9 protein-coding genes are annotated in these 8762 nt (G+C 47.7%); 6 read left to right on the top strand and 3 right to left on the bottom strand.

The window, feature by feature from the left end; all coding sequences use genetic code 11:
* The first annotated feature begins 373 nt into the window (after positions 1–373).
* The 6 genes from EKM89_RS13095 (at position 374) to EKM89_RS13070 (ending at position 5855) form a co-directional block, all read left to right on the top strand.
* Positions 374–1798: an MATE family efflux transporter gene (locus EKM89_RS13095; protein ID WP_125689201.1), complete on the top strand. Its 1425-nt coding sequence runs from the start codon at positions 374–376 to the stop codon at positions 1796–1798.
* A gap of 280 nt (positions 1799–2078) precedes the next feature.
* A complete protein-coding gene (locus EKM89_RS13090; protein WP_225421893.1) occupies positions 2079–2708 on the top strand; it encodes an HAD family hydrolase in 630 nt (209 codons plus the stop codon).
* A gap of 139 nt (positions 2709–2847) precedes the next feature.
* On the top strand, positions 2848–3267 hold the full coding sequence (locus EKM89_RS13085) for a PTS sugar transporter subunit IIA (protein ID WP_125689199.1): 420 nt from the start codon (positions 2848–2850) through the stop codon (positions 3265–3267).
* Positions 3264–3767, top strand: a complete 504-nt coding sequence (locus tag EKM89_RS13080; RefSeq protein ID WP_125689197.1) for a PTS system mannose/fructose/N-acetylgalactosamine-transporter subunit IIB — start codon at positions 3264–3266, stop codon at positions 3765–3767. The genes EKM89_RS13085 and EKM89_RS13080 overlap by 4 nt, the downstream gene beginning before the upstream one ends.
* A gap of 449 nt (positions 3768–4216) precedes the next feature.
* The gene (locus EKM89_RS13075; RefSeq protein ID WP_125689195.1) at positions 4217–5014 is read left to right on the top strand and encodes a mannose/fructose/sorbose family PTS transporter subunit IIC; all 798 of its coding nucleotides are present in this window, start codon (positions 4217–4219) and stop codon (positions 5012–5014) included.
* Between the two features lie 16 nt (positions 5015–5030).
* Positions 5031–5855, top strand: coding sequence for a PTS system mannose/fructose/sorbose family transporter subunit IID (locus EKM89_RS13070; protein ID WP_125689193.1), 825 nt, complete (start codon positions 5031–5033; stop codon positions 5853–5855).
* Between the two features lie 413 nt (positions 5856–6268).
* Here the strand turns inward: EKM89_RS13070 and EKM89_RS13065 are convergent, their stop codons facing one another.
* The 3 genes from EKM89_RS13065 to EKM89_RS13055 all read right to left on the bottom strand — a co-directional run.
* Positions 6269–7399 (bottom strand): GGDEF domain-containing protein, encoded by a 1131-nt coding sequence (locus EKM89_RS13065; protein WP_125689191.1) that lies wholly within the window; start codon positions 7397–7399, stop codon positions 6269–6271.
* A 237-nt stretch (positions 7400–7636) separates the two neighbouring features.
* On the bottom strand, positions 7637–8695 hold the full coding sequence (locus EKM89_RS13060) for a GGDEF domain-containing protein (protein WP_125689189.1): 1059 nt from the start codon (positions 8693–8695) through the stop codon (positions 7637–7639).
* The coding region (locus EKM89_RS13055) for an IS3 family transposase (RefSeq protein ID WP_164510537.1) at positions 8673–8762 on the bottom strand (90 nt) is incomplete at its 5' end. The genes EKM89_RS13060 and EKM89_RS13055, both read right to left, overlap by 23 nt.

The following is an 8762-nucleotide window of genomic DNA, read 5'->3' as shown; positions in this document are numbered from 1 at the left end:
TATACCGGGAAAGGCGGTTCATTTCACCATATGGTTACGAGGGCAGAGCGAAGCGACACCCTCAGAGAGTTTTTTGTGAGGAAACGAAAAAAGTTCGTCTTCATGAAAATGATTACCATTTAGGCTAAACAAAATTGTCGACTAATTTTCGCTTAAATGACAAACAGATAACAATTTAACATAGCAATCGTTTTCAGGCGAAATTGGTCTTCAAAAATCATTATGAAGAGAGTAGTATTGTTTCTTAAAGCTGGAGCGACAAATTTTCGAGGTAAAACTTTCTAAGCAAAATTACTGACTTTTGCCAGCTCAGGTGTTAGAGTAAATATCTTGTGTCAAATTACTTGGCAAAAATTTTAAAGGAGGTCGGCGCATGAGCGACTTAACCAAGGGAAACTCCCTCAAACTTATTTTCTTCTTCACGATTCCATTATTAATTGGTAATTTATTCCAGCAATTGTATAACGTTTCCGATACTGTTGTTGTGGGACAAACCCTAGGTGTTAAGGCGCTTGCGTCCGTTGGGGCTACCGGTTCCATAAACTTCTTAATCATCGGATTTGCGCAAGGCTTGACTGCCGGGCTAGCAATCATCACGGCCACTCGATTCGGGGCACGTGACTACCGGGGTGTCCGGCGGTCATTTGCCGCGAGCATTGTTATCGCAATCATTATGACGATTGTCTTGACGGTGTTGTCGTTGACCTTCGTTGATCCCATCTTAAAATTAATGCAAACACCTGCGTCAATCTACGCGAATGCGCGAATCTTCATTCGGACCATCTTTGCCGGTATCTTTGCGTCGATGACGTTTAATCTGTTATCGAACATTATCCGCGCACTCGGAGACTCACGGACGCCCTTGATTTTCCTGATCATCGGGACCATCGTGAACGTCTTCTTGGAACTGCTCTTCATCTTAGTCTTTCACATGGGGGTCGCTGGTGCCGGCTGGGCAACTGTGATCTCTCAAGTCGTTGCGTCATTACTCTGTGTGGTCTACATTGTTCGTTCAATTCCTTTACTGCACATCTCACGTGAAGACTTTAAAATTGACACCAAGGAATTGTGGGCCCATTTTTCAACTGGGATGCCCATGGGCTTCCAGTTGTCGATCATTGCCATTGGGACGATGGTCATGCAAGCCGCGTTGAACTCCTTGGGAACCGATTCCGTGGCCGCATCAACGGCTGCTTCTAAGGTCGATCAACTGTGCTCATTGCCAATGTCATCCTTTGGGGTCACCATGGCGACCTTTGCTGCCCAAAACTTCGGTGCCGGCAAGTATTCCCGAATCCTAGAAGGGGTTAAAAAGACGTTGTGGTTGTCCGGAACGTTTGCCGTTTCTGCTGGGGCACTGGTTATCTTCTTGGGTCGGCCAATCGTTACCCTGATTATCGGAGATGCCGACGAACATGTTATTCAACTGTCCCAAACGTACTTTAACATCGTCGGAAGTACCTATCTGCTATTGAGTGTGTTGTTCATTATCCGGAACACCCTCCAAGGCTTAGGCCGGCGGGTCTTACCCACGTTGGCTGGGGTTGGTGAACTGACCATGCGGGTCTTCGCAGCACTATTCATGGTTGGTGCTTTCGGCTATGCAGGGGCTGTTTCCGCAGAACCACTGGCTTGGCTGGGGTCTTGTGTGATTCTCGTGCCTTCTTGGTTGTCGGCCATTCGCCAATTAAAGAATTTACAGCGTTCTGAAGATGTTGCGACTGGTAAGACAGATGAAAAAGTGGTCGAAGCTGAACCAGTTACGTCTGCCAAAGAACCAGTTCCTGCGCAAAATTAGAGTCTCACCGTCAAGCGTGCTAAACTAAGGTGTGGTCAGAGATGACCATGCCTTTTTTCTTTGGCAGCGTGCCGAAGGGGAGTCAGCGAAGGATTAAGGCTGGTAAACACACAATCTTGACTTTGAAATGTTGGGGTACCGAGTTTAATCAGAAACGACCATCTTTTGGTACAAGTTGCTATACTGTAAGTTTGGTGCCCAAATAGTTTCGCAACTGATGGTACAGTCTCTGTTTTCTCTGGGCCAGCACCATAACCTGAATCGAGGAGTGCTTTAAACGATGACAATTAAAAATTTTATCTTTGATATTGATGGCACATTGTTGGATACGGAAGCCATGTATATTAAGGCATTACAGGAAGTTTTACATGAACGGGGGATGAATCGGCCATACGCTGAATTGGCGAAGACCTTTGGCATCCCTAGTCGTGATGCAGTGATTCGTTTGGGCATCAAAGACATTGACGGCGTCTTGGCCGAGTGGACCCCCAAGACGGAAGAGAAACCGTATCAGGACACCGTTGCCGTCTATGCGGGAGTTAAAGACGCTTTGGGGAAGCTTAAAGACGCCGGTGCTAATTTAGCAGTCATGACGTCTAAGCGGCAATTTGAATTTGATCGGGACGTTGTTGGTCACGGTCTGGCGCCTTACTTTAGCCAAGCCATTGTTGCTGAAGACATCGCTCACGGGAAGCCAGCACCTGACGGTATTTTACTAGCGATGAAACGGTTGCATGCAGCACCGGAGACGACCATTTACGTTGGGGATACCGTTTACGACGCGGATGCCTCTAAGGCGGCTCACGTGACCTTTGGATTTGCCGGTTGGAATGGCAAACGGCCCACGGACTTTACGGCCGATGTTTCATTCATGACGCCACAAGCCATGTTGAACCTGCTAAAAGCGTAATCTATCGGGTAAAGTGAGAAGGGTTTCCCTTAAAGTCGCCCGGACTGGGGTAGCTGGAAACGCTTTTTTATGCTATATTTAAAGCGGACTAAATTTTACGAAAAGGCCGCCATGGATCGGCCAATGAAGGGGTGGCAGCATGCTTGCCATAATCGTCACAAGTCACGGGGAATTTGCCCGTGGAATTTTACAGAGTGCTGAAATGATATTTGGCAAGGCGCAACGGGTATTTGCCGTTACATTGGCGGCCAACGAAAGCGTTGAAGATCTCGCTAATCACTATCAAGCGGCTATTGAAAGTATGGAACCAATTACGGAACTACTTTTCTTAGTCGATTTGTGGGGTGGCTCGCCATTTAATGCGGCTAGTCGCGTTGTTGCTCAGAATCCAGACAAGTACGGCTTAGTTGCTGGACTTAATTTACCGATGTTGATCGAAGCATTATCAATTCAAAATCAGCCGCTAGCTGACGTGATTCCGCACCTGGAACGCGCAGCGCGGGGTGGTGTTCGTCACTTGGATTTACGGGCAGATACGGGAGATGATGATTTACTATGACAATGGCAATTCAACTCGCACGTGTGGATAGTCGTTTACTCCACGGTCAGGTTGCGACGGTTTGGACGAAGAATGTCCGACCGAACCGTATTTTGGTCGTCTCAGACAGTGTCGCCCAAGACAAACTTCGAAAACTACTGATTACACAAGCAGCACCAGCAGAGGCTAAGGCTAACGTGATTACGTTAGCGAAAATGGTGCAGATTTATCGTGATGCACGATTTGACGGGTTCCGACCATTGATTTTGACGGAAACGTTACCCGAAATGGCGGAGTTAGTGGCTGCGGGCGTTGATCTTAAAGGTCTCGGTGTTAACGTGGGCAACCTAGCTTACACGGTGAAGAAGACCATGTTAACGGACAGTGTGGCTGCAGGCAAAGAAGATATTGCCGCAGCAAAGCAGCTTGAAGCCGCTGGCGTCCACGTCTACACGCAAACGGTCCCCAATGACCGACAACAGTCATTCTTAACATTAGCAAGTAAAAAGGGTTTGTCGTAACACCTCACTCGGTGGTCACCCCCACTCGAGCGGGGTGTTTTTGCGGCGGGGAATATGGATAAAATTGGTTAAAATCGTAAGCTTACTTACCTAACTGATAGAACTAAGCCGGTCGCGCTCTGGTAGTGTGAAAGGGACCACTAGGTTGCCTAGTTGGAATGACAGTATCGTGTGCATGACACAGTAAACCAATATCTAAAGATTGAAAGTTCTAAAACACCTAGTATTGACTGTTGTAACAGCAATACTGCGACTAAAATTAGGCAACAATGGCCAGTCATCGCTTTACCGGCTGGCAGATATGGGCTGGATCGGTGCGAACACAACTTGAAGCCGCGAAAATGCCGAGTCTCCACGTTTGTTTTTCTACTAAGCTAGCGGGGAAGCACCCACTAACTAAGTAGAACGATGCGCCTGAATCCATATTTTAGAAGAAAGGAGATGGCAACATGAGCAGTATTTTTGGTGTTTTGATTGTGGCCTTTTTGGCTGGTGTTGAAGGCGTGGTGGATGAATGGGAATTTCATCAACCAATCGTAGCTTGTACGCTGGTTGGTTTAGCAACGGGGAATCTAGTCAGTGGGATTGCACTAGGGGCTGCATTGCAGTTGGTGACGTTAGGCTGGATGAATATTGGAACGGCTGTGGCACCTGATCCCGCTTTAGCGGCAGTCGTCGCGGCGTGGTGGGTCAGTGGCCCCGCGCATTTGCCGTCAGCTGCCGGCGTCATTTTAGCCATTCCCTTGGCCCTAATTGGTCAGGGACTGACCAGAGGATTGCGCCAACTTATCATTCCGTTAGTTGCTCAGGCCGACGTTGCGGCGGCTCAGGGAAATCTACGACGGATTGAATGGGTACACTGGAGCAGTGTGGTGCTACAGGGGTTGCGGGTCATGATTCCCACGGGACTGTTCATGCTGCTGCCTGCAACTTGGCTTCGGCAGGGTTACTACGCAATTCCACATGTCTTGCGTGGTGGTCTGCGAGTTTCCGCTGGTTTATTGGTCGTGGTTAGTTTTGCCATTGTTATCAACATGATGGCGACACGTCAGTTATGGCCATTTTTCTTCATCGGGTTTGCCCTAGCGACTGATGGCCATCTTAGTCTGGTCGCGCTCGGCATGATTGGTGTGGGACTGGCCATTTTGTACATTAAGCTCCAGTCCAAGGACACGCCGCATAATGGCGGGTCGGGCACGTTACCGGACGACGAAGACGAGTTGGACCGAGAATTAGACGACTTATGAGAAAGGGGTCAGTGAAGTGGAAAATGAACCAAAATTACGAACGCTGACCCTGAGTGATCAATTGCTGGTGTTCAGCCACTCTGGGTTGGAACAAGCGGCTTGGAATTATCCACGTTTGCAAAATTTAGGCTTCTGTTACCTCATGGTACCAGCTATTCGCCGTCTTTATCCAGAACAGGAAGCACGAATCCTGGCGGCGCAACGTCATCTAGAACTTTTTAATACCATGCCCTACATGCAATCCTTGATTACGGGGGTCACCTTGTCGTTAGAGGAGGATCATGCCAACGGTAACGGTGTGAGCGATAACGATATTCGCGCTCTAAAAGTGAGCATGATGGGATCGCTTGCGGGAGTCGCTGACCCAGTCTGGTGGGGAACGTTGCGACCAATCCTAAGTGCCTTCGCGGCTAGTCTGGCATTGAGTGGTTTTGGCATCGTAGGGCCATTGGTGTTTTTTATTGGCTGGAACGTGGCGCGGCTGAGCTTTCGGTGGGCAACGCAACGCTGGGGGTACCTGCAGGGATTAAAGGTTGTGACATTTTTGAGTAGCGGCGTCCTACAGAAGTTAACACTCGGTGCCTCCATTGTGGGGATGTTTGTCATGGGTGCTATTGTCCCGCGATGGACGCGATTTAAATTTGCACCGATCATTGCATCTAGTCAGCACGCCAATTTATCCTTACAGTCGATGCTCGATCAGTTGTTGCCAGGCTTGTTCCCCTTAATCTTGACGCTGGTGTGTGTGTGGTTGCTACGACACCACGTCAAGCCATTGTGGCTATTACTAGGTGTATTCATTCTTGGCCTTGGCGGTTATTGGTTGGGGTTGTTGTGGTAGAGAAAATGAAATATGTCGAAATTAAATGGAGCTGGTGCTACCTTTTGTAGGTGGCCTCGGCTCCTTTTGAATGGAGAACGGGCAAGTGAGCCTTGGTACCAATCGCGAATTGGGAATTGTGGCTGGCCATGAGTGTCAGCGAAGTTCTGGCGGTTGCAGTATAATCACTTTTTCTACAGCTTCAGTAAAAAACAGGCTTACGGATTCGAAGTTTTCAAGGCTTAAAGGTTGGTTTGCACCGCGCCAGCCCGCATCTATCGACTGGTAAGGCAATGCCCAGACCAGGGTGCCTCATTGGCGTCGTTGTTTCGGCAGTCATCATACGCGTTTTAGAATTTCCCAACCTTGAAGCGATGATTAACAAAAAATGCTACCTAGCAAAATCTGCCAGATAGCACTCTCATTTTTTTGATTTAGCCAAAGGTCACTTGATCGCGACCATGTTGTTTGGAATAGTAGAGATTGTCGTCTGCCCGCTTGTAAACGGCAATCTGACTGTCGTCGGTTCCCAGCATCTGCGTGACGCCGACAGAAATACTAATGTCGATGTCATTGTCGTTGTGATGGAAACGCGAGTCGCGGACGGTTTGGGCGATACCTGTAATGGCTTCGCGTGCCTCTTCAGCCGTGTAGCCGTTGAAGAGAATGGTGAATTCTTCGCCACCAGTTCGGTAGAGCATCAGGTCCGGGTCAATTGTTTGGAGCCGTTCCGAGATAAGCTGTGCGGCATGACTTAAGACGTAGTCACCGGTCAGATGGCCATACGTGTCGTTGACCTGCTTAAAGTGATCAATATCGAACAGCATCAGGGTCAGTGGTTGATGGTGATTGCGGCTTTTATCAAAGGCATCATTAAGTTCATTTTTGAACGCAAAATAGTTTTTCACGTGGGTCAACTCGTCGTAATTAGTGGTGTAGGTCAGTTGGGCTAACGTATTGGCACTGGCCATTAAGGAGTCCACGTACACGTACATGACGGCAAGAATGATGACACTGGACAGAAGCTCCCAGAGTAGTGTATTCCGTTCTAGATGGAAACGAACGCCAACGATTCCCCATAGCACGGCTGCATAGATAAAGGTACTTAGGGTGTATGACGCGTAGTTTAGCCAGCGGTTTCCCTGGTGATGGCGGACGACCTTCATGGAGTAGAAGAAGGACATGTAGAAGACGGCGAAGATCCAAGCTAAGCCGATATCCAACGTCTGATTAAGGGCCATGAAGAAGAGAATGGCGAGGAGCATTTTCCAGACATGGATTTCTAGCATCAAGAAGTAACTGACAAAGACAATTGAAAATATTTGAAAGTTGGTAAAGACCCAGCTATTGGCTGTGTCGCCAACTCTGAGCTGAACGAAAACTAAAAAAATCACCATATAAATAATTCCAACGTTAGAGCGGACCCTGTCAACATTTGGTCGGCGGCCCTGGCGCTTTAACAGAGCGATGATCTGATTCGTGATGAACCAGTAGAGCGTTAAGACGCCGAGAAGAAAGAACAGACTCGTTAAAGTTGGGGTAACAAACCATTGTGACCAAGTCATTGTAATAACGCCATCCAATCTGTTTAGAAATATTTACGGGGTACAGCCTGAAAATTAATGGTTTTGATAACAAGTAAATCGTGTTAATTAACTCGACAATTATATATTAACTCTTAAAAGGAAATTATGTTACTAAGTTTTTGCTAAAACTAGCCCAGTCTGCTCGAGACTGCACGAACACCGCACCAATCGGTAATGTGACCGGTTGCCGCGGTGTCAGAGAACAAACGTATGAAATTAGCTAAAAGTGACCTGATCACGGCCATGCCGTTTTGAGTAATAAAGATTTTGGTCGGCACGCTTATAAATATCGACCTGGCCCTCATCTTGACCCTGCATTTGAGTGACACCGACGGAAATACTAATGTCGATATCGTTGTCGTTGTGATGAAATTCGGCGTCTCGAACGTTGTCAGCGATAGCCGCCACGTGTTCGCGAGCCTGATCTGCCGTGTAGTTGTTAAAGAGAATCGTGAACTCTTCGCCACCAGTACGGTAGAGTACGAGGCCAGGGTCGATAGTTTTCAACTGGGTCGCAATTAGCTGAGCAACGTGACTCAAAACGTAATCGCCGGTTAAGTGGCCATAGGTGTCATTGACACGCTTAAAGTGGTCGATATCAAACAACATTAAGGTTAAGGGTTGGCCCTTGATCTTTGCGCGCTCGAAGGCACTACTGAATTCATTTTTAAAGGCAAAGTAATTTTTAACGTGGGTTAGTTCATCATAGTTTGTCGTATAGGTCAATTCCGCTAGCGTGTTGGCCCCAGACATGAGGGAATTGACGTAGATATACATGATAGTCAATAGGAAGTAACTGAAGAGAACTTCCCAGACCAGTGTCCATATGGGAAGATTGAATCGGAAGCCAACCACGATCCACAGAACCGTGGAAAAGAGCAACGTGGCGAGTACATAGTCGATGTAGGCCAACCAACCGGTATTGCGGTGTTGACGAATAAGTTTCATGGTGTAGAAGAAGCCTAAGTAGGTAGCGGCGTAGGCCCATGAAAGGGGGAGAAAGATGGTACCATTTACGATCATGAAGATGAGCACGCCTAACAACAATTGCCAGAAGCGAACCTCGAGCATTAGGAAATAGCTGACAAAGACTATCGCAAAGATTAAAAAGTTTGAGAAGACCCAGCTATTGGCGGTACCGTGGACACTGATCTGGACAGCGACCATCATGAGAATCATATAAATGACCCCGACGTTTGCCCGAACCTTGGCGCGGCTCCTTGTCAAGTAGACAGCTAAATAATTAAAATCATTATGCAGTATTCTTAACGGCATGATTCCGGTATTCTACTGGGGTCATGCCGTTTAGTGTTGGTTGGCGTCGCGAATTATTATACCAATC

It is taken from the genome of Levilactobacillus fujinensis, assembly GCF_003946335.1.
GTDB lineage: Bacteria > Bacillota > Bacilli > Lactobacillales > Lactobacillaceae > Levilactobacillus > Levilactobacillus fujinensis.
The sequence above is the reverse complement of the archived record's forward strand: the minus strand, read 5'-3'. Positions and strand labels throughout refer to the sequence as shown.

What these genes read in the sequence shown, in the direction of transcription:
- EKM89_RS13095 (WP_125689201.1), top strand. Translation starts at nt 374, where the DNA reads ATGAGCGACTTAACCAAGGGAAACTCCCTCAAACTTATTTTCTTCTTC.
- EKM89_RS13090 (WP_225421893.1), top strand. Translation starts at nt 2,079, where the DNA reads ATGACAATTAAAAATTTTATCTTTGATATTGATGGCACATTGTTGGAT.
- EKM89_RS13085 (WP_125689199.1), top strand. Translation starts at nt 2,848, where the DNA reads ATGCTTGCCATAATCGTCACAAGTCACGGGGAATTTGCCCGTGGAATT.
- EKM89_RS13080 (WP_125689197.1), top strand. Translation starts at nt 3,264, where the DNA reads ATGACAATGGCAATTCAACTCGCACGTGTGGATAGTCGTTTACTCCAC.
- EKM89_RS13075 (WP_125689195.1), top strand. Translation starts at nt 4,217, where the DNA reads ATGAGCAGTATTTTTGGTGTTTTGATTGTGGCCTTTTTGGCTGGTGTT.
- EKM89_RS13065 (WP_125689191.1), bottom strand. Translation starts at nt 7,399, where the DNA reads ATGACTTGGTCACAATGGTTTGTTACCCCAACTTTAACGAGTCTGTTC.
- EKM89_RS13060 (WP_125689189.1), bottom strand. Translation starts at nt 8,695, where the DNA reads ATGCCGTTAAGAATACTGCATAATGATTTTAATTATTTAGCTGTCTAC.